This is a genomic window from Streptococcus nasisuis, from assembly GCF_040836615.1.
GTDB classification, from domain to species: Bacteria; Bacillota; Bacilli; order Lactobacillales; family Streptococcaceae; genus Streptococcus; species Streptococcus suis_V.
The window spans coordinates 226,196-244,834 of the sequence record NZ_CP162268.1; the positions used below are offsets into that span (position 1 = coordinate 226,196).

Here is an 18,639-nt window from a genome sequence, read left to right on the forward strand (position 1 = left end):
TTAAATAGAAATGAGAATGCTTATGTCGAAAGAAAAATTAATCCTAGCCTATTCAGGTGGTTTGGATACTTCGGTTGCTATTGCATGGTTGAAGAAGGATTATGATGTTGTCGCTGTCTGCATGGATGTGGGTGAGGGTAAGGATTTGGAATTTATCCATGACAAGGCCTTGTCGATCGGTGCGGTTGAGTCCCATGTTATCGATGTTAAGGAAGAGTTTGCCTATGACTACGTGCTTCCTGCCCTCCAAGCTCAAGCCTACTATGAGCAAAAATACCCATTGGTATCCGCTCTCAGCCGTCCTTTGATTTCTAAAAAATTGGTTGAAATTGCCCACCAGACTGGCGCGACGACTATTGCCCACGGTTGTACCGGTAAGGGAAATGACCAGGTTCGTTTTGAGGTGGCAATCGCTGCCCTGGATCCAAACTTGAAGGTTGTGGCACCGGTTCGTGAATGGCACTGGTCTCGTGAGGAAGAGATTATCTTTGCCAAGGAAAATGGTGTGCCGGTTCCAGCTAATTTGGACAGCCCTTACTCAATCGACCAAAACCTTTGGGGTCGTGCCAATGAGTGTGGTGTCTTGGAAAATCCATGGAACGAGGCGCCAGAAGATGCATTCGGTATCACGACTGCTCCAGAAAAGGCACCAGATACGCCTGAATATGTCGAAATCGAATTTAAGGCTGGTGTACCTGTTGCCGTCAATGGAGAAGAGCTGAGCCTGGCTAATTTGATTCAGAAACTCAATGTGATTGCGGGTGCCCATGGTGTTGGTCGTATCGACCACGTTGAGAACCGTTTGGTGGGTATCAAGTCGCGTGAAATCTACGAGTGCCCAGGTGCCATTACCCTCTTGACAGCTCATAAGGAAATTGAAGATTTGACCCTGGTTCGTGAAGTGGCTCACTTCAAACCAATCATTTCCAATGAATTGTCAAACTTGATTTATAACGGTTTGTGGTTCAATCCAGCGACAGATGCCTTGAAGGCTTACTTGAAACAAACCCAGTCAGTGGTAAACGGCACTGCCAAGGTTAAATTGTTCAAGGGTACAGCTCAAGTCGTTGCTAGAAAATCACCAAACTCACTCTATGATGAAAATCTTGCAACCTACACAAGTGCAGATACCTTTGACCAGGCAGCAGCAGTCGGCTTTATCAAGCTCTGGGGCTTGCCAACCAAGGTAAATGCGGAAGTACATCACCAAAACCAATAGGAGATTTTGATGGAAAAGAAATTATGGGGCGGTCGTTTTGAGGCCAGCTTGGAGGCCTGGGTGGAGGAATTTGGTGCCTCTATCCGCTTCGACCAGAAACTAGCCAAGTTTGATATTCAAGGATCCATTGCCCATGTGACCATGCTAGGTCAGACAGGTATCATTGAGCAGGCTGAAGCAGACATTATCAAGGATGGTCTGGAAGAGCTTTTGGCTGAGTATGAGACTGGTCAGCTGGAATTCGACGTGACCAACGAAGACATCCACATGAACATGGAATCGCTCTTGACGGAAAAAATCGGTCCAGTGGCTGGCAAGCTCCACACGGCCCGTTCACGGAATGACCAGGTCGCGACAGACATGCACCTCTATCTCAAGGACAAGCTCCATGAGGTGATTGAGAAATTGGCCAATCTACGTCAGGTCTTGGTCCATTTAGCTGAGGAACATGTGGAGACCATTATGCCGGGCTATACGCACTTGCAGCATGCCCAACCCATTTCTTTTGGTCACCATCTCATGGCCTACTATCAAATGTTCACCCGTGACAGCGAGCGCTTTACTTTCAATATCCAGCATGCGGACATGTCACCGCTGGGCGCAGCGGCCCTTGCAGGCACTACTTTTCCCATTGACCGTCAACTGACTTCTGATTTGATGGGCTTTGCCAAACCTTACAGCAATTCATTGGATGCGGTGTCTGATCGTGATTTCATCTTGGAATTTTTGTCCAATAGCTCTATTCTCATGATGCATGCTTCTCGTTTATGCGAGGAAATCATCAACTGGTGTTCCCACGAGTACCAATTTGTCACCCTATCGGACACCTTCTCAACAGGTTCCTCTATCATGCCGCAGAAGAAAAATCCTGACATGGCAGAGTTGATCAGAGGAAAATCGGGTCGGGTAGTGGGCAATTTGGTTGGTTTACTGACCGTCATGAAGGCTCTGCCATTGGCCTACAACAAAGACCTCCAGGAAGATAAAGAGGGCATGTTTGACACGGCGGAGACCGTTACAGTTGCCATTGACATTCTGGCCGGTATGCTGGAATCCATGACCGTTCACAAGGATAGAATGGCTGTTTCAACCGAGAAAGACTTCTCCAATGCGACTGAGTTGGCAGACTACTTGGCCAGCAAGGGAATGCCTTTCCGCCAGGCCCATGAAGTGGTCGGCAAGCTAGTCTTGGAATGCACCAAGGCTGGTCACTACTTGCAGGATATTCCGCTGGAACGTTACCAAGAAGTGACGGACTTGATTGAGGAGGACATCTACCAGGCCCTGCAATCACGTACAGCGGTGGAACGCAGAACCTCACTGGGTGGGACAGGATTTGAGTCAGTTCAACACCAAATTCAGCAAGCGACAGCGGAATTAAACCCAGATAAATAATGAAAAATGCCTCTAAACGTGATGTTTATTGGCTTTTTTGAATTTTATGGTATAATAGAGGTAATTTTGAAAGATGGAGTGACAGTTTGAGAAAAAGCTACCGTGTCAAGCGCGAACGAGATTTCAATGATATTTTTTCCAAGGGACACAATGTTGCCAATCGACGCTTTGTGGTCTACCGATTGGCCAATCAAAAAGAGCATTTTCGTGTAGGTTTATCTGTCAGCAAGAAGTTAGGAAATGCCGTCACACGCAATAAAATCAAGCGTCGCCTGCGGCATGTTCTGCTTGAATTGAAAGAGGATATACAGGCAGAGGATTTTGTCATCATTGCCCGTAAGGGTGTGGAGGAATTGACCTACCAAGAAATCAAGAAGAATCTGCTCCATGTTTTGAAACTTGCGAAACTCTACCAGGAAGGTGTTGAGATTGAAAAAGAAAATTAAATGGGCGGGCCTCTTGACCCTGTCCCTTGTCGTGTTAGCGGCCTGTGGAAATCAAGCCAGCAACCAATCTTCGGGTGCCTGGGATTCACTCATTGAGTGGTTTGCCAGCATCATCCAATTCTTGTCTATCAATGGTCATATCGGTATTGGGATTATCCTTTTCACTATCTTGATTCGGACCTTATTGTTACCACTCTTTCAGATTCAGGCAAAATCCTCTCGCAAGATGCAGGAAATTCAGCCGCAGCTGAGAGAGTTGCAGGAACGCTATCCAGGAAAGGATATGGAAAGCCGCCAATTATTGGCTGAAGCGACCCAGCGTCTTTACAAAGAAAACGGCGTCAGCATGGGGTCATCCTTTATACCGCTTTTGATCCAGATGCCCATTCTTTTGGCTCTTTTCCAAGCCCTTACTAAGGTGGATGCTCTCAAGGTTGGCCAGTTTCTCTGGATGAACTTGGGTCAGCAGGACCCGTACTTTATCTTGCCGATTCTGGCTGCGGTCTTCACCTTCCTTAGTACCTGGTTGACCAATAAGGCTGCGCCAGAGAAAAATGGTGCTCTGACCGTGATGATGTACGTCATGCCGTTTCTCATTTTCTTCTTTGCGGTGACGTCAGCTAGCGGGGTTGCCCTTTATTGGACCGTGTCCAACGCCTACCAAGTTGTTCAAACCTTGATTTTCAATAATCCTTTTAAAATTATAGCAGAGCGTCAAGCTAAGATTGATGCAGAGAAAGCGCGCCAGGCTAAAATCAGGAAAGCTCAGAAAAAAGCCCAGAAAAAGAAATAGGATAGTAGGAGAGAAAAGATGAAATTTACAGGTGCAAATGTTGAAGAAGCCATCCAAAATGGTTTGGCAGAATTAAATATCCCTCGTAAGAAGGCACATATTACTGTCGTTGCTCGTGAGAAAAAAGGTTTCCTTGGTTTTGGTAAGAAACCAGCGGTCGTCGATATTGATGTTATCAATGAAACAACGGTTGTCAAAGCTAACCAGAAGGCTGTTCGTGGTGTTCCAGATGAAATCAACGAGCAAAACGAGCCAGTGAAAAGCGTATCAGAAGCGACGATTGACCTTGGTAAGGTTGTTGCCGCTGTTAAGGAATACGAAAAGTCTGGTGAGGTCTTAGAGGATGATATCAAGGCTCAGATTCTGAAAAATGAAAAAGAAGCGACTACGATTTTAGAAGAAACAGGTCGTATCGAAATTTTGCCAGAAGAACTCCTGCAACCGGCCACTGCAGAAGAGACAATTGAAGAAGTTGTTGAAACTCCCGAGGCTACTGAGGAGACAGAGCCAGTTTCAAAATCGGAAGAATTTTCAGACTTAGACATTAAAATCGAGCACCAGCATGACATTGAGCAGGTGGTGGCAGAAGTATCAGCTTATGTGCAGGAAATCTTGGATGACATGGACGTTGAGGCACGGATCGAGACCAGCCATAACCGCCGTACTATCAACATTCAGGTTGATACAAATGAGCCTGGTCGCGTAATCGGCTACCACGGCAAGGTCTTGAAGGCGTTGCAATTGTTGGCGCAGAACTTCCTCTACAACCGCTATGAGCGCAATTTCTACATCAGTATCAACGTTAATGACTATGTGGAACATCGTGCAGAAGTCTTGCAAGGCTATGCTCAAAAATTGGCGGAGCGGGTCCTGGCTGAACAAGAGGCCTATCACACAGATCCGATGTCTAGCAGCGAGCGCAAGATTATCCATCGGATTATTTCCAAAATGGACGGCTTGACCAGCTATTCTGAAGGTAGCGAGCCTAACCGCTATGTGGTCGTGGACATTGAAGGACACAACGATTAAAAGAGGTTTAGCCTCTTTTTTTGAAAGTTCTATAATGAAGTTAGCCACCCCAACCTAGTCAAAAATCAGCTGTCTCAACTGGTTCAGCTGTCTGTTCTGGTTTCATTTGTTAACAGGCTTGAACCTGTTAGGCTGGTTTACCAAGGCGAATGAGAGCCTTGGCTGAGCCAACAAAACAGTTTCAAGGGTTCCTGTTGACAAATGAAAGCTCCTTGTAGGTAAAAGAAAACACCTCCGTGTTATACTTGTAGTTCACCACAAACACAAGGTAGGAAGACACGGAGATGCATACACATTATACACCAAAAGGAAAACATTTGGCAATCGAAAACCGAAGACAAATTGAACGGTGGAAAGGCGAAGGGAAATCCAATCGGGAAATCGCTCGCTTATTGGGAAAGGCTCCGCAGACCATTCACAATGAAGTGGTACGAGGGACGACCCTACAACAAGTCCGAAAAGGTCGCTTCAAAAAACTCTATTCCGCTGATTATGCCCAAAATCTGTATGAGAAAAATCGGAAAAAGTCCGTCAGAAAACTGAGCTTAACAAAGGAACTCGCTGTTAAAATTCGGCACTACAATATGGAAAAATTCTCTCCTGAAATGATGGTTAGAACCAAGGACATCAATGTGGGGATTTCAACCATCTACTACTGGATTCACAAGGGGTATCTAGGCTTGACCAAGAAGGATATGCTCTATCCTAGAAAAGGGAGGGCTACCAAAAAACAGGCGAGTCCAAACTTTAAGCCTGCTGGAAAGTCAATTGAAGAGCGGCCAGAGGTGGTCAATCTTCGACTGGAGCTTAGACACTATGAAATCGACACGGTTCTATTGACGAGAGCGAGAAACAAATGCCTTTTGGTCTTGACGGACAGGCGAAGTCGCCACCAAATCATTCGATTGATTCCAAATAAATCGGCTGAGGCTGTGAATCAGGCCTTGAAAATCGTCTTGAAGGAGTTCCAAATCAAATCCATTACTACAGATAATGGAAGCGAGTTTAGTCGCTTGTCAGAAGTGTTTCCGGAGGAATATATCTACTACGCTCACCCTTACTCCTCTTGGGAGAGAGGCACGAACGAGAATCACAATAGGCTTATCCGACGGTGGTTGCCGAAAGGAATCACAAAAACGACCCCGAAAGAAGTCGCTTTTATCGAAAATTGGATCAATAACTATCCCAAAAAATGTTTGGGCTACAGTTCACCGAGAGAATTTCTTATAGGTGGCTAACTCTGAATTGAAATTTGCCTTAGCCTCTTTTTTTCACACTCCTTACTGAAAATAGGTCAAAATGCCTTGACAAACAGTCAGAATTCTTATAAAATAGATTGGTATGTTTAGTAACTGATCAAAACTAGCCGGCTAAACGAATACAAGAATCTAAGAGGAGGTATTCATCGTGAAACGTACTTTTCAACCAAGTAAAATCCGTCGTGCTCGTAAACACGGATTCCGTAACCGTATGTCAACTAAAAACGGCCGTCGTGTATTAGCAGCTCGTCGTCGTAAAGGACGCAAAGTGCTTGCAGTGGCATAAGAAGACGAATGTAAAACCAGCAGAAACTCGAGTCTGCTGGTTTTTCTTTTTTAATAATAAACAGATAGGTGAGATGGAAGGACCGAGATACGAATAGGAAGACTATCTCCCGCGTCTCCATCAATGTTGATTTGTAGGTCCCCATCGAGAAGTTTGATTTCCCCTTCTTTGAAGGTTTCATAACCCAGGCTATTACTTTCTTCTGTGACACCGCCCATCAGCTGAGGAATAGCAGATACCGTATCTAAGAAGTGGCTATCTTTCAGATAGAGGAGGTGTAAAAGGCCGTCATCTACCTTGGCATCTGGAAGAAGGGTTTCAAAGCCACCGATGGAGTTAGTCAGTCCAATCAGGATGGTTGTCGAGGTAATTTCCTTAGTTTCACCGTCTAATTGAATTTGAAACTCATAGCGTTGGTTGTTGATCAATTCCTTGAAGCCATTGATGAAATAGGCCATCTTCCCATAGCGGGTTTTCTCATCTGGGTCAACATTATTGATGGCTTGTGGAATAGCGCCGATTGCTACGACGTTCATAAAGTAGCTATCGTTGACCTGGCCAATATCAAGAGGGCGCTTACGGTTTGGATCAAATTGTTTAATAGCTTGCGCTGGATCAAGGGGAATGCCTAAGGCGCGTGCCAAATCATTGACTGTACCCAGTGGGAAAAATCCAAAATTTGGTCGATATTCTTCCTTAGCCAGACCACTAATGCCCTCGTTAACTGTCCCATCTCCGCCCATTACAAAGACACTGTCAAAACCTTCTTGCGCAGCCTCCTTGGCAAATTGGCAAGCATCTCCGCCTTTTTGAGTTTCTTTTATAAGGACTTGGTCAAAATATTCCTCCAATTTGGCCTGGGCCAAGTCTCTAAACTCGGGTGCCCGTTCACCACCTGAACTAGGATTCACAACTAATAAAGCTTTTTTCATGCGAATCTCCTTTCAAAATACAAGTTACCTCTATATTATAAGGTATTTAGACTGTGATTGCAAAGAGGAGCTCTTTCTCCCGTGAATTCAAGCTTTCGAAAAACAATTAAAAGTGATATACTAGTATATTATAAGGAGGAGTCGTTATGGTAACCAAAGAAGAAGCAGTCCAATTGTTACAGGACATGATACAGATTAATACAGAAAATGATAATGAAGAAGAACTGGCTCGCTATATTCAAGAGTTTTTAACTGCTCATGGCATTGAGAGTGAGTTAGTGGAATTTGCGCCTAAGCGTGCCAGTTTAGTAGCGGAAATTTCAAATGGTCCTGGGAAAAAATTGGGCCTAACTGGTCACTTGGATGTTGTCAGTGCTGGAAATGCCGAGGATTGGACCCACCCTCCTTTTTCAGGTTTCGTTGATGAAAACAAGATTCTTTGGGGACGGGGAGCTTCAGATATGAAGTCGGGTCTTGCAGCTCTTGTTCTGGCTATGGTTGCCCTCCATGAATCACAAGACTATTCAGGGACCATTCGATTGTTGGCGACTGTTGGTGAAGAAGTTGGAGAATATGGTTCCAAGCAGCTAACGAAGCTGGGCTATGTGGATGATTTAGATGGCCTGCTAATTGCAGAGCCTTGTAATATTGGAATTATTTATGCTCATAAAGGCTCTTTGAACTACAAGGTCACTTCTAAGGGTACGGCAGCCCATTCTTCAATGCCAGAACTCGGTAACAATGCCATTGAGCACCTCAATCATGCGATGCTGAAGATATCAGAAGCTATTGCAAAAGAAACAACAAAGCATACTGATCCAGAGTTGGGTCAAACCTTTCATAATATTACGGTGGTAACAGGGGGCCAACAGGTGAATTCTATTCCCGATTGGGCAAGCTTTGAGGCTAATGCCAGGACGATTCCTGCTTATGATAACCAAGACGTGATTCGGACAGTCAAGCACGTGATTGAGGAGCTGAATGAGCAAGAAGGATTTGATTTAAATCTAGAGGTGACTGCTGATCAAAAACCAGTTGTTAGTGATAAGCATTCTCCACTTATTCAGTCTATTTTGAAAGTACAGCAGCAGTTCCCTAGTTTACAGGTTCCTGCCCAGTTGAAGCAGATGGAAGAGGTTTTAGGAGGTGACCTGTCAGGTCAAAACGATCTGCCAACCACCTTAGCCCCTCTAGCGGTATCGGGAACAACCGATGCAGCCCAATTTACTCAGTCGAAGAAAACGTTTGATGTGGCCGTCTATGGCCCGGGCATTCCCATGCTCAACCACAAGATTGATGAACGTCTACCAGTGGATCAATACTGGGATTTTATTGCGATTTATCAAGCCATTCTATCCGACTATCTTTCATAATTGGAATGTTTGCCGGATACTGATGAAAGATAAAACTGTTATAGGTGTCATCTGTTTATACTCTATTCAAAATATAATATACTAGAGACAGAAAAGGTCTCACAGGATTTAAAGATGGCCAGTTTGAAGAATAACCATAAAAGAATGCATCGAACAAGGTTTGATGCTTTTTCTCAGCCAAAGACAGAGTTGGCTTATGGTATAATGATAGAAAAGAAAGAAAAGCATGATGATACAAATATTTGACACCCACACCCACCTCAACGTTGAACAGTTTGACGGTCGGGTCCAAGAAGAATTAGACTTTGCCAAGGAGATGGGGGTCACCCTCCACAATGTGGTCGGTTTTGACCGTGCAACCATTGACAAGGCTATGGAGCTTGCTGACCAGCATCCCGAAATCTATCTGACATTGGGTTGGCATCCGACAGAGGCTGGCACCTATGACGAGGAAGTAGAAAGCTACTTGCTTGATGCACTCAAACATCCCAAGGTCATTGCCCTGGGGGAGATTGGGCTGGACTACTACTGGATGACGGCAGATAAGGAAACCCAGGCTCGTGTTTTCAAGCGACAGATGGAGCTGGCCAAGCAGTTGGATTTACCCTTTGTGGTTCATACTCGTGATGCTTTGGAAGATACTTACCAGATCATCAAGGAAGTCGGTGTCGGTCCGCGTGGAGGCATCATGCACTCCTTCTCTGGAACGCTGGAGGAGGCTCAGGCCTTCATGGACTTGGGGATGCACATCTCCTTCTCGGGAGTAGTGACTTTCAAAAAAGCTGTCGAACTTCAAGAAGCGGCGCAGACATTGCCCCTAGAAAAAATCCTGGTCGAAACAGATGCACCTTACCTGGCCCCAGTTCCAAAGCGGGGTCGGGAAAATCGCACTGGCTACACCAGATATGTGGTGGAAATGCTGGCCCAGCTTCGCAACCAGTCGGTCGAAGAAGTGGCGAAAGTGACCTACGAGAATGCAAGGAGCTTGTTCAGAATTGACTCAGAAAATTAAGATACAAGAAGTCCTCGTTGTCGAGGGAAAGGACGATACGGCAAACTTAAAACGGTTTTACGAGGTGGACACCTACGAAACCAGAGGTTCTGCCATTTCAGATGATGATTTGGAGCGTATCGAGAAACTCCATAACCTGCGAGGCGTTATTGTCTTTACCGACCCCGACTACAATGGGGAGCGGATTCGAAAAATCATTATGCAGGCCATTCCCACGGTCAAACACGCCTTCTTACAGCGGGACGAGGCTGCCCCCAAGTCTAAGACAAAAGGGCGGTCCTTGGGCATTGAGCACGCCAGCTTTGAAGACTTGGAAAAGGCCCTCGCAGGCGTTCGTGGCTACTATGATGATGAAAATAACTTTGACATTAGCAAGTCAGACCTGATGCGCCTTGGCTTGCTGATGGGTGGCGACAGCCGTAAGCGTAGGGAATATCTGGGAGAAAGACTACGTATCGGCTACTGCAATGGTAAGCAACTCCTCAAACGCTTGGAGTTATTTGGGATAAGTTTGGCGGAAGTTGAGGAGTGTATGGAGAGCTATCATGGATAGGGTCTACGCTGTTAAGTGCTTAGTAAAAAACGAGTTTGAGCCTACTTATGAGAATTACTCATCTTATGAAGAAGTGACCTACTTGCTGCCGGCTAATGTCCTTGTTTGGGAGAATGAGCAGGTTGCTAAGAACAAACTAGCTGACTATTTGCGTGGTTCAGTTGAAGATGGCTATGTCAATGCGGATGGTATTTGGAAGCAGAGCCGTTTGTTTCATATTGCCGGTGTGCAAGAAATGGACGACAGGGTAGAGTTTGATGGACTAGCCGTGGAAGTCTATCGCTGGTTTTACAATTTTGAACGTCCAGTTACTGAGGAAGAATTTTTGAATCTCTATTATTTTGATGATTTGGGGAATAGGGAATGTCTAGACGAGAACAAGTCATCCTAACCAATATGTGTATGATTACAGACAATCAGCGGGTGTTGGTCCAGGAACGAAAGTCAGCAAAGTGGCCTGGTGTGAGTTTCCCTGGGGGGGATTGTGTCATAATAATGACAGGTGCTTAAAACGCTGATAAATCAAGGATTTGAGCGTTCTACAATCTGTCGTTAAGGAGGAAAAATTTATTTTATTATTTATAATATCGCATAAGCGAGAACATTTTAATAAGTGTTCTCGCTTTTTTTATTTTCAGGAGGAATTCATGAAAAAGAAGGAACAATCATCACGCCAAATCGTGATATGTCATCTCGTGACTATTTTTGGAGTTGATATTGTGAAAGCAACACAGCTAATTGATGAAATGGAACAACCAGGTTTAATCCGATTTGATGAATTCGGAAATGTTGGCGTTTTAGTCTTGGAGGGACAATCATGAAACGAATTACCGCTAATCAATATCAGACATCAGAGCGTTATTATAAACTCCCTAAAATTTTGTTTGAGAGTGAACGTTATACGGATATGAAGCTGGAAGTTAAGGTAGCCTACGCGGTTTTAAAAGATAGGTTGGAGCTGTCTTTGAGTAAGGGCTGGATTGATGAGGATGGAGCAATTTACTTGATTTATTCCAATTCAAATCTGATGGCACTATTAGGTTGTTCAAAGTCAAAATTATTGACGATTAAGAAAACCTTACGAGAGTATGGTTTGATTGATGAAGTCCAACAGTCTTCCAGTGAAAAAGGACGAATGGCCAATAAGATTTATTTGGGGGAGTTGGAACATGAACCTACCCCAGTCTCAAATTCAGACGGGGGTAGTGTTCAAAAAATACCAGGGGGGTATCAAAATCAGCCGGGGCCAGTCTTAAATTCAGCCACTAGTGAGACTGAAGGAAGTGAGACTAAATATAGTGAAACTAAAGGGAGTGATTTCCTTATTGAGGACGAGGAGGAGAGGCAGCTAGTAGATGAGAAACAAGAAGAAAACTTTACTTCAAAAGTCGATGGCGTGACCAAGTACGATCGAGACTATATTTGGGGTTTGGTTCATGACCAGTTAAGACAGACAGGTCTATCTCAGTCAGCTAGTGACTATGCCATGATTTATTTTAGTGACCGTTATCAGTATGCTTTGGAACATATGCGATTTGCTCGGTCAGCGGAAGTAATAGCTGAATACGTATTTAATGGTGTGCTGTCAGAGTGGACCAAGCAACTGAGACGACAAGAAGTAAAAGGAGGTGATTAAGTTGATTTGGTGGATACTAGGTGGAATCTATCTGATTTCTATCATCATTTTGATTGTTGAAATCATCCGTGCACCAGATATGGATGATCATATATAGGCAAGAGTTTTACATGTGTAAGGCTCTTTTTTAGTTGGAAAGAGAGGAAAAATGAAATTTTTAGATTTATTTGCTGGGATAGGCGGTTTTAGGCTAGGGATGGAATCACAGGGTCATAAATGCCTGGGCTTTTGTGAAATTGATAAATTCGCCAGAACATCTTATAAAGCCATGTTTAACACAGAAGGGGAAATAGAATACCATGACATTAAAGAGGTCACAGACCATGACTTTAGACAATTTAGAGGGCAAGTGGACATCATCTGCGGGGGATTTCCTTGCCAAGCTTTTTCTCTCGCAGGAAGACGACTGGGATTTGAAGATACTCGAGGGACTCTCTTTTTTGAGATTGCTCGAGCGGCCAAACAAATCCAACCACGTTTTCTATTTTTGGAAAACGTCAAAGGCCTACTCAATCACGACGAGGGACGGACGTTTGCCACTATCCTCTCCACGTTGGATGAATTGGGGTATGATGTCGAATGGCAGGTGCTTAACAGTAAGGACTTCCAAGTCCCGCAAAACAGAGAGCGGGTCTTTATTATCGGACATTCTAGAAGATACCGTTCCAGATTCATATTTCCTCTCAGAAGAGAAAACAGCCCAGCTCATCTTGAAAGGCTAGGAAATATCAATCCCTCTAAACGTGGTTTGAATGGTGAAGTCTATCTGACGAATGGACTTGCTCCTACACTAACAAGAGGTAAAGGAGAGGGGGCAAAAATCGCCATTCCAGTCTTAACACCAGATAGACTAGAAAAACGGCAACATGGTCGTCGATTTAAGGACAATCAAGACCCTATGTTTACTTTGACAAGTCAAGACAGACACGGAGTTGTTGTCGCAGGAAATCTGCCGACTAACTTTGACCAGACTGGAAGAGTATTCGACACTTCTGGCTTGTCACCGACCTTGACCACCATGCAAGGTGGAGACAAGGTGCCAAAGATTTTGCTGAGGGATGAGCTGCCATTTCTGAAAATCAAGGAAGCCACAAAAACAGGGTACGCAAAGGCGACTCTTGGAGACTCTGTCAATCTTGCTTATCCAGACTCAACCAAACGTAGGGGACGAGTGGGAAAGGGAATATCAAATACTCTAACGACTTCAGACAATATGGGAGTGGTGGTTGCTGCTCTGGAATATCGACAGGATAAGTGGTATGAAGTCACAGGCATTGTCTTAGAGGGGAAACTTTATCGCCTGAAAATAAGACGACTGACACCAAGAGAGTGTTTCAGACTTCAAGGCTTTCCTGACTGGGCTTATGAAAGAGCAGAGAGTGTTTCTAGTAAGAGCCAACTATACAAACAGGCCGGCAATAGCGTGACTGTCACAGTTATTGAAGCCATTGCCAGAGAATTTAGAAGAACGGAAGAGGATGAAAAACATGAACCTACTACATAAGAAAAGTATCCTAGATTGTACTGAATTAGAAGAACATATTCACCAAGTTGAAACCAATCAGTTATTACAAAAGATACTGTCGCTCCCCAATTTTGATTGTGACTTTGAGGTGACTTTTGAAGATGATTACCACAAAGAGATGAATGATCCCCTATTCTACGAATCCAATCTTCATCGGATTTCGGATTTTATGGAAACTAGGGATATTAAAAATGGTGTAGATACACTATTGACGAAAGACAATCACCTGGCCTTTCGTGCCTTTGGTGAAAATTATTCTGCTAGAGGAAAGGATGGCATTTTAACGACTTTAGTGACGGTCAAGTGCTTTGGTGAAGGACGGATGCCAATTGATATGAGTCGCTATTTCTCAACTCCTGAACCAACAGTTGAAAATAGCCTAACCCTATAAGGAGGAGCCTATGCTTGAGGTATATCTAGGAAATAATGCCAATACAAATCAAGATTTACTAACCATTTTGACGACCTATGGTGTGACTTATCGTTGTATAAAAGCGTGTGATGTAAACCGTGAAATCTTACTGTCACTCTTTGCCAAAACAATGGATTGTTTTGAGTTATTGTCGCCACGATTTCTTCGCTTTAAGCGTCAATATACGATAAGTTTGAATGAAATGATTCAGCTCATTCTCCAAAAGCCAGACCAGAATCTTCGGTTGCCACTCATTGTTTGTCAGAATCATGTCTATCCAGCTATTGGGCTAGACGAAGTGCGAACCTTTCTTCCCAGACAGGTAAAAGAAGAGCTGTTTCAGGCTAGTCTGATGAAACAGGTGACAGGGTAGGTGTGAAGATGAATGAACGATTTTGGGACAATTTAGAAATCATTCTGGCAGAAAAAGACCTCACTTGGGCAGAACTAGCTCGCAAAGTATTCAACGGTCAATACGTTTATCCAAGTGAGTTTAATCGCCTCTATCAAAAACTGCGACATTACAAATCCAATCGTCTGATGCCACAAACTAGATGGGTTGAGCGAATCGTTCTAGTCTTAGATATTGATTATGAAGATTTATTCAAGAGGTGACAATGATAAGGATAGTTGTGTTTTTTCTAGCCATACAGCTTAACAGTCTTCTGGTGAGTTTATACCTGAAAGAGTATCTGACAATAGAGGGTATAGTCTTGCTACAATTGGTCCTATTAAGTGTGACTTGCTTAGAGATTGCCCGTCATAAAACTGTTCAAGCAAAAAATATAACCTTGAGAAATCGCCTAAGATGGTTGCTTCTTGGCTTTGTGTGTATGGTTGCTTTTGCAGTCTTCATCAGCTTCCTATTTCCAGGTCAGACTAGGAATCAAGCGGTATTGGTACAAGTAGGAAAACAGGTTCCCCCTATTATCTTTTTATTGTTTCTGGTCAATGCAAGTATCCTTGAAGAGATTGTTTATAGGCAATTGCTCTGGGAAAAATTGACATTCCCTTTTGTACAAATAGGCGTAACCAGTTTTCTCTTTGTTCTATCCCATGGCCCCAATCAGTTAGGGAGTTGGCTCATGTATAGCTGTCTTGGCTTGACCTTGGCTGCTGTTCGATTGAAAACTGATTGTATGACGGCAATCGCCTTACATTTACTTTGGAATAGTTTGGCTTATGTCGTAACTTTCTTGTGATACCAAAATCAAGAGTGCTTCCGTATTATGGAAACACCTTATGTTTGATAGGGAATCGAAAAAAAGAGGAGGTCACCATGTCATCTGAACAACAAGAACGTCAAGCGATGCAATACGTGGAAAGAAGTAGTTTATTGACAGTCAGAACCCTCTTAAAGCTCTTAGAATGGTCGGCTAGGCAAGCCTTAGCTCAAGATTCAGCTTATAAGATTGGGGTTCAAAAACTGGAAGAACTTCTTCAAAGCCCTTACGCCATTGAAGCGATTGATGTTAGTAAAGACATATTGGATAAGCCAATAGATGTGGAGAAATTTAAGGAGTTGATGGAGTCAGAAAAACTGCCAATCGCAATTAGTTGGCAAAAAGACTATCTCTACTTTTATGCCAAGGATAAGACCTTGCTCGATCATCACTTGGATGAATTGTTGAAGAAACTGATGTCTAATCCAGAGAAGCTAGAAGGTTTAACCTTTGATAAAACCTTGGACCAAGAGATAGAACTGGCCAAAGAGAAAATTAGAGTGACAGAACCTTCGGCAGTCAAAACCAAGGAGGTGACCTTGTAATGTATTCCAGGCAAAAAGCATTTGTCTTTGGACTCTTGGGTCTTGCCTTTGGCTATTTCTGCCATCGTCTAACCCTACTCTATGATAGTTTAACCAATGTCCCACCTATGGAACGTTTAGCCTACCTCTTAGGAGAGGGGTTAAATCAGGTTTTCAATCCTTTATGGCTTTTTACTTTTACTCAAAAATCTCTTTTTGCCTTTATCCTTGGAATTCTAACGATGATGTTAATCTATCTTTATGTTTCAACAGGACAAAAGGTGTATCGAGAAGGGGAAGAATACGGTTCTGCACGATTTGGAACCAGTAAGGAAAAGCGGAACTTTTACAGTAAGAATCCTTTCAATGACACGATTTTGGCTCGTGATGTTCGTCTAACCTTGTTGGAAAAGAAGAAACCCCAGTTTGACCGAAATAAAAATTTGATTGTCATTGGGGGTTCTGGGGCAGGTAAGACCTTTCGCTTTGTGAAACCAAACCTTATCCAACTTAACTGTTCCAATATTGTCGTAGATCCGAAAGACCATTTGGCTGAGAAGACAGGTAAACTCTTTTTAGAAAACGGTTATCAGGTCAAGGTTTTAGACTTGGTTAATATGACCAATTCAGACGGTTTTAATCCCTTTCGTTATGTAGAAACAGAGAATGATTTGAACCGTATGTTAACGGTCTATTTTAATAATACCAAAGGAAATGGTTCTCGCAGTGATCCATTTTGGGACGAGGCTTCTATGACATTGGTGAGAGCTATTGCCTCTTATTTGGTGGATTTTTACAATCCTCCAGGAAGTTCCAAGCAAGAGCAGGAAGCAAGACGTAAGCGTGGCCGTTATCCAGCCTTTTCTGAGATTGGGAAACTCATCAAACTCTTATCAAAGGGAGACAATCAGGACAAAAGTGTTCTTGAAGTCCTGTTTGAAGACTATGCTAAAAAATATGGTCACGAGAACTTTACCATGAGAAACTGGGCGGATTTTCAGAACTACAAGGACAAGACCTTGGATTCGGTCATTGCTGTGACGACCGCTAAGTTCGCCCTTTTTAATATTCAATCGGTGATTGATTTGACGCAAAAAGACACTATGGATTTGAAAACGTGGGGCACTCAAAAGACCATGGTATATCTTGTTATTCCAGATAATGATACGACCTTTCGTTTTCTATCTGCATTATTTTTCTCTACGGTTTTCTCCACTTTGACCAGACAGGCTGATGTGGACTTTAAAGGGCAACTGCCTATTCATGTTAGAAGCTATCTGGATGAGTTTGCGAATGTCGGAGAAATCCCAGACTTTGCTGAACAAACCTCAACAGTTCGCTCTAGGAACATGAGTCTAGTTCCAATCTTGCAAAATATTGCTCAACTCCAAGGACTTTATAAGGAAAAAGAGGCTTGGAAAACTATACTGGGGAACTGTGACAGTCTCCTCTATTTGGGTGGGAATGACGAGGAAACTTTCAAATTTATGAGTGGACTTTTAGGCAAACAAACCGTTGATGTCAGAAGCACCAGTCGCTCTTTTGGGCAAACAGGTTCAAGTTCTACCTCTCACCAGAAAATTGCCCGTGACTTGATGACGGCTGATGAAGTCGGGAATATGAAACGAGATGAGTGTCTTGTACGCATTGCAGGGGTTCCTGTTTTTCGAACCAAGAAATATTTTCCACTCAAACATAAGAATTGGAAATGGCTTTCGGATAAGGAAACTGATGAACGCTGGTGGCATTATCGCATCAATCCCCTAACCGCTGAGGAAGAGGTAGATTTGTCAGGCCATAAAATAAGGGATTTAAGCACAGAAACGACACTACATTAATAGAAATGAGGAATAATATGAATCAAACACTATCAGGCTTTGTTTACGGAGTGGACGCCAGCTCCATGTTCTCCCAAGCCATGTCTCTATTACAAAAAGGCTTAATTGCAGTAGGAGCCTTTCTTGTTGTCATGGGCATTATCAACCTTTCCACCAACATTAAAGATGGTGGGCCAGGTGTCCGAAATGCCATTCTAGAAATTGTTGGTGGAGTCATGGTGGGAGCCGCGGGTGCTTTTGTGACTCAGATTACCATTTAAGGGAGGACAGCATATGACATGATAATGAATTTTACGTCACCTTTTGTATTTCTAGCCTCTGAAAAAGTATCTAGCGATAGCCTTTTTGAAGGATTTCAAGTGGATTTAGAATCAACCGCTAACCTAGTTAAATCACTAGCGGACTTTAATCCGACGGTGTGGTCTTACATGACAGCCATTACCAAGGGGATTATGCAGCCCTTGGGAGTAGCTATTCTTGCGGTTGTTCTCGTACTCGAATTTTCAAAAATGGCCAAGAAAATCGCAAACTCAGGTGGTGCAATGACCTTTGAAGCCATAGCACCTATGATTGTCAGCTACATCATGGTCGCGGTCGTGATTACCAATACGACGGTTATTGTGGAAGCCATTATTGCCATTGCCTCTTATGTTATTGAACAAGTGGCAAGTCTTGTCACGAATGGTGGTGCTAATTATGATACCATCTCAGGCATTAAGGGATCTGGAATTGTAGGAAAAATGATTATTGGCTTTTTTGCGATTCTCATTTGGTTGGTACGAATGGCCAGCATCATGGTTGTCAATATCTTGATTACCATTCGCTTTATCCAACTCTATCTGATGATTCCTTTTGCCCCTGTTACCATTCCGACCTTCCTTAGTGATGACTGGAGAAGTGTTGGGATTGGTTACCTTAAAAACATCATGGTCTATGCCGTTCAAGGTATTTTGATTTTTCTAATTGTATCTCTTGTTCCCTTGTTTGAATCGGCTGGAAAGATTGCCGTATCAAATGGAGCTGGAGTTATGGAATCACTCGCCATTATGTTTGGTGGCTTGGTACAGGCCATATTGTTAATCATTGCCTTGGTTGGCAGTCAACGGACCGCCCGAAGTATTTTGGGGATGTAGGAGGATGGGAGTAAATTGCCCGCCTCCTCTTTTTATAGCTTACTTAGATTG

General features: G+C 43.4%; 23 protein-coding genes. 22 read left to right on the forward strand and 1 reads right to left on the reverse strand.

Going from position 1 to position 18,639, the window contains the following annotated elements:
- The first annotated feature begins 22 nt into the window (after positions 1 to 22).
- From AB1F57_RS01275 to rpmH, 7 genes are all read left to right on the forward strand, one after another.
- Entirely contained in the window at positions 23 to 1,219 is a 1,197-nt protein-coding gene (locus AB1F57_RS01275) for an argininosuccinate synthase (protein WP_105136967.1), read from the forward strand.
- Between the two features lie 6 nt (positions 1,220 to 1,225).
- Positions 1,226 to 2,614, forward strand: a complete 1,389-nt coding sequence (gene argH / locus AB1F57_RS01280; protein WP_174853208.1) for an argininosuccinate lyase — start codon at positions 1,226 to 1,228, stop codon at positions 2,612 to 2,614.
- 86 nt (positions 2,615 to 2,700) lie between these two features.
- A complete protein-coding gene (gene rnpA / locus AB1F57_RS01285) occupies positions 2,701 to 3,060 on the forward strand; it encodes a ribonuclease P protein component (protein ID WP_105122258.1) in 360 nt (119 codons plus the stop codon).
- Positions 3,044 to 3,853, forward strand: coding sequence for a YidC/Oxa1 family membrane protein insertase (locus tag AB1F57_RS01290; protein ID WP_367985949.1), 810 nt, complete (start codon positions 3,044 to 3,046; stop codon positions 3,851 to 3,853). Before rnpA ends, AB1F57_RS01290 begins: the two co-directional genes overlap by 17 nt.
- Positions 3,854 to 3,871: 18 nt before the next feature.
- Complete coding sequence (gene jag / locus AB1F57_RS01295; RefSeq protein ID WP_105136969.1) at positions 3,872 to 4,882, forward strand: RNA-binding cell elongation regulator Jag/EloR; 1,011 nt, start codon at positions 3,872 to 3,874, stop codon at positions 4,880 to 4,882.
- A gap of 284 nt (positions 4,883 to 5,166) precedes the next feature.
- The gene (locus AB1F57_RS01300) at positions 5,167 to 6,120 is read left to right on the forward strand and encodes an IS30 family transposase (RefSeq protein WP_367985950.1); all 954 of its coding nucleotides are present in this window, start codon (positions 5,167 to 5,169) and stop codon (positions 6,118 to 6,120) included.
- 169 nt (positions 6,121 to 6,289) lie between these two features.
- Positions 6,290 to 6,427 (forward strand): 50S ribosomal protein L34, encoded by a 138-nt coding sequence (gene rpmH / locus AB1F57_RS01305; RefSeq protein ID WP_018368178.1) that lies wholly within the window; start codon positions 6,290 to 6,292, stop codon positions 6,425 to 6,427.
- 50 nt (positions 6,428 to 6,477) lie between these two features.
- Here rpmH and AB1F57_RS01310 read toward each other — a convergent pair whose 3' ends face one another.
- On the reverse strand, positions 6,478 to 7,359 hold the full coding sequence (locus AB1F57_RS01310; protein WP_170238763.1) for a diacylglycerol kinase family protein: 882 nt from the start codon (positions 7,357 to 7,359) through the stop codon (positions 6,478 to 6,480).
- A gap of 146 nt (positions 7,360 to 7,505) precedes the next feature.
- Here AB1F57_RS01310 and AB1F57_RS01315 point away from each other — a divergent pair, with 146 nt between their 5' ends.
- From AB1F57_RS01315 to AB1F57_RS01385, 15 genes are all read left to right on the forward strand, one after another.
- Positions 7,506 to 8,732, forward strand: coding sequence for an ArgE/DapE family deacylase (locus AB1F57_RS01315; protein WP_170238764.1), 1,227 nt, complete (start codon positions 7,506 to 7,508; stop codon positions 8,730 to 8,732).
- A gap of 229 nt (positions 8,733 to 8,961) precedes the next feature.
- On the forward strand, positions 8,962 to 9,744 hold the full coding sequence (locus AB1F57_RS01320; RefSeq protein WP_170238779.1) for a TatD family hydrolase: 783 nt from the start codon (positions 8,962 to 8,964) through the stop codon (positions 9,742 to 9,744).
- Positions 9,728 to 10,297, forward strand: a complete 570-nt coding sequence (rnmV, locus tag AB1F57_RS01325) for a ribonuclease M5 (RefSeq protein ID WP_174853181.1) — start codon at positions 9,728 to 9,730, stop codon at positions 10,295 to 10,297. Before AB1F57_RS01320 ends, rnmV begins: the two co-directional genes overlap by 17 nt.
- A complete protein-coding gene (locus AB1F57_RS01330) occupies positions 10,290 to 10,688 on the forward strand; it encodes a hypothetical protein (protein ID WP_167785229.1) in 399 nt (132 codons plus the stop codon). Before rnmV ends, AB1F57_RS01330 begins: the two co-directional genes overlap by 8 nt.
- A gap of 256 nt (positions 10,689 to 10,944) precedes the next feature.
- Positions 10,945 to 11,118: a hypothetical protein gene (locus AB1F57_RS01335; RefSeq protein ID WP_367985951.1), complete on the forward strand. Its 174-nt coding sequence runs from the start codon at positions 10,945 to 10,947 to the stop codon at positions 11,116 to 11,118.
- Complete coding sequence (locus AB1F57_RS01340; protein WP_367985952.1) at positions 11,115 to 11,933, forward strand: replication initiator protein A; 819 nt, start codon at positions 11,115 to 11,117, stop codon at positions 11,931 to 11,933. Before AB1F57_RS01335 ends, AB1F57_RS01340 begins: the two co-directional genes overlap by 4 nt.
- A 148-nt stretch (positions 11,934 to 12,081) precedes the next feature.
- On the forward strand, positions 12,082 to 13,437 hold the full coding sequence (gene dcm / locus AB1F57_RS01345) for a DNA (cytosine-5-)-methyltransferase (RefSeq protein WP_367985954.1): 1,356 nt from the start codon (positions 12,082 to 12,084) through the stop codon (positions 13,435 to 13,437).
- Positions 13,421 to 13,849: a hypothetical protein gene (locus AB1F57_RS01350; RefSeq protein WP_011922469.1), complete on the forward strand. Its 429-nt coding sequence runs from the start codon at positions 13,421 to 13,423 to the stop codon at positions 13,847 to 13,849. Before dcm ends, AB1F57_RS01350 begins: the two co-directional genes overlap by 17 nt.
- A 10-nt stretch (positions 13,850 to 13,859) precedes the next feature.
- Entirely contained in the window at positions 13,860 to 14,243 is a 384-nt protein-coding gene (locus tag AB1F57_RS01355) for a hypothetical protein (RefSeq protein ID WP_238712650.1), read from the forward strand.
- 8 nt (positions 14,244 to 14,251) lie between these two features.
- On the forward strand, positions 14,252 to 14,485 hold the full coding sequence (locus AB1F57_RS01360) for a hypothetical protein (RefSeq protein WP_001005708.1): 234 nt from the start codon (positions 14,252 to 14,254) through the stop codon (positions 14,483 to 14,485).
- A 2-nt stretch (positions 14,486 to 14,487) separates the two neighbouring features.
- On the forward strand, positions 14,488 to 15,072 hold the full coding sequence (locus AB1F57_RS01365) for a CPBP family intramembrane glutamic endopeptidase (RefSeq protein WP_367985956.1): 585 nt from the start codon (positions 14,488 to 14,490) through the stop codon (positions 15,070 to 15,072).
- A 77-nt stretch (positions 15,073 to 15,149) separates the two neighbouring features.
- On the forward strand, positions 15,150 to 15,638 hold the full coding sequence (locus tag AB1F57_RS01370) for a hypothetical protein (protein ID WP_002936460.1): 489 nt from the start codon (positions 15,150 to 15,152) through the stop codon (positions 15,636 to 15,638).
- Complete coding sequence (locus AB1F57_RS01375; RefSeq protein WP_367985957.1) at positions 15,638 to 17,455, forward strand: VirD4-like conjugal transfer protein, CD1115 family; 1,818 nt, start codon at positions 15,638 to 15,640, stop codon at positions 17,453 to 17,455. Before AB1F57_RS01370 ends, AB1F57_RS01375 begins: the two co-directional genes overlap by 1 nt.
- 17 nt (positions 17,456 to 17,472) lie before the next feature.
- Positions 17,473 to 17,715 carry a hypothetical protein gene (locus AB1F57_RS01380; RefSeq protein WP_074415222.1) on the forward strand — a complete coding sequence of 81 codons (243 nt, stop codon included), beginning with the start codon at positions 17,473 to 17,475 and terminating at the stop codon, positions 17,713 to 17,715.
- 18 nt (positions 17,716 to 17,733) lie between these two features.
- Positions 17,734 to 18,588, forward strand: coding sequence for a conjugal transfer protein TrbL (locus AB1F57_RS01385; protein WP_024380768.1), 855 nt, complete (start codon positions 17,734 to 17,736; stop codon positions 18,586 to 18,588).
- The last annotated feature ends 51 nt before the right edge of the window (positions 18,589 to 18,639 follow it).

Excerpts from the sequence above, each read along its gene's own strand:
- AB1F57_RS01275 (WP_105136967.1), top strand. The coding sequence starts at position 23 with ATGTCGAAAGAAAAATTAATCCTAGCCTATTCAGGTGGTTTGGATACT.
- jag (WP_105136969.1), top strand. The coding sequence starts at position 3,872 with ATGAAATTTACAGGTGCAAATGTTGAAGAAGCCATCCAAAATGGTTTG.
- AB1F57_RS01300 (WP_367985950.1), top strand. The coding sequence starts at position 5,167 with ATGCATACACATTATACACCAAAAGGAAAACATTTGGCAATCGAAAAC.
- AB1F57_RS01310 (WP_170238763.1), bottom strand. The coding sequence starts at position 7,359 with ATGAAAAAAGCTTTATTAGTTGTGAATCCTAGTTCAGGTGGTGAACGG.
- AB1F57_RS01315 (WP_170238764.1), top strand. The coding sequence starts at position 7,506 with ATGGTAACCAAAGAAGAAGCAGTCCAATTGTTACAGGACATGATACAG.
- AB1F57_RS01320 (WP_170238779.1), top strand. The coding sequence starts at position 8,962 with ATGATACAAATATTTGACACCCACACCCACCTCAACGTTGAACAGTTT.
- AB1F57_RS01330 (WP_167785229.1), top strand. The coding sequence starts at position 10,290 with ATGGATAGGGTCTACGCTGTTAAGTGCTTAGTAAAAAACGAGTTTGAG.
- AB1F57_RS01335 (WP_367985951.1), top strand. The coding sequence starts at position 10,945 with ATGAAAAAGAAGGAACAATCATCACGCCAAATCGTGATATGTCATCTC.
- AB1F57_RS01340 (WP_367985952.1), top strand. The coding sequence starts at position 11,115 with ATGAAACGAATTACCGCTAATCAATATCAGACATCAGAGCGTTATTAT.
- dcm (WP_367985954.1), top strand. The coding sequence starts at position 12,082 with ATGAAATTTTTAGATTTATTTGCTGGGATAGGCGGTTTTAGGCTAGGG.
- AB1F57_RS01350 (WP_011922469.1), top strand. The coding sequence starts at position 13,421 with ATGAACCTACTACATAAGAAAAGTATCCTAGATTGTACTGAATTAGAA.
- AB1F57_RS01355 (WP_238712650.1), top strand. The coding sequence starts at position 13,860 with ATGCTTGAGGTATATCTAGGAAATAATGCCAATACAAATCAAGATTTA.
- AB1F57_RS01360 (WP_001005708.1), top strand. The coding sequence starts at position 14,252 with ATGAATGAACGATTTTGGGACAATTTAGAAATCATTCTGGCAGAAAAA.
- AB1F57_RS01365 (WP_367985956.1), top strand. The coding sequence starts at position 14,488 with ATGATAAGGATAGTTGTGTTTTTTCTAGCCATACAGCTTAACAGTCTT.
- AB1F57_RS01370 (WP_002936460.1), top strand. The coding sequence starts at position 15,150 with ATGTCATCTGAACAACAAGAACGTCAAGCGATGCAATACGTGGAAAGA.
- AB1F57_RS01375 (WP_367985957.1), top strand. The coding sequence starts at position 15,638 with ATGTATTCCAGGCAAAAAGCATTTGTCTTTGGACTCTTGGGTCTTGCC.
- AB1F57_RS01380 (WP_074415222.1), top strand. The coding sequence starts at position 17,473 with ATGAATCAAACACTATCAGGCTTTGTTTACGGAGTGGACGCCAGCTCC.
- AB1F57_RS01385 (WP_024380768.1), top strand. The coding sequence starts at position 17,734 with ATGATAATGAATTTTACGTCACCTTTTGTATTTCTAGCCTCTGAAAAA.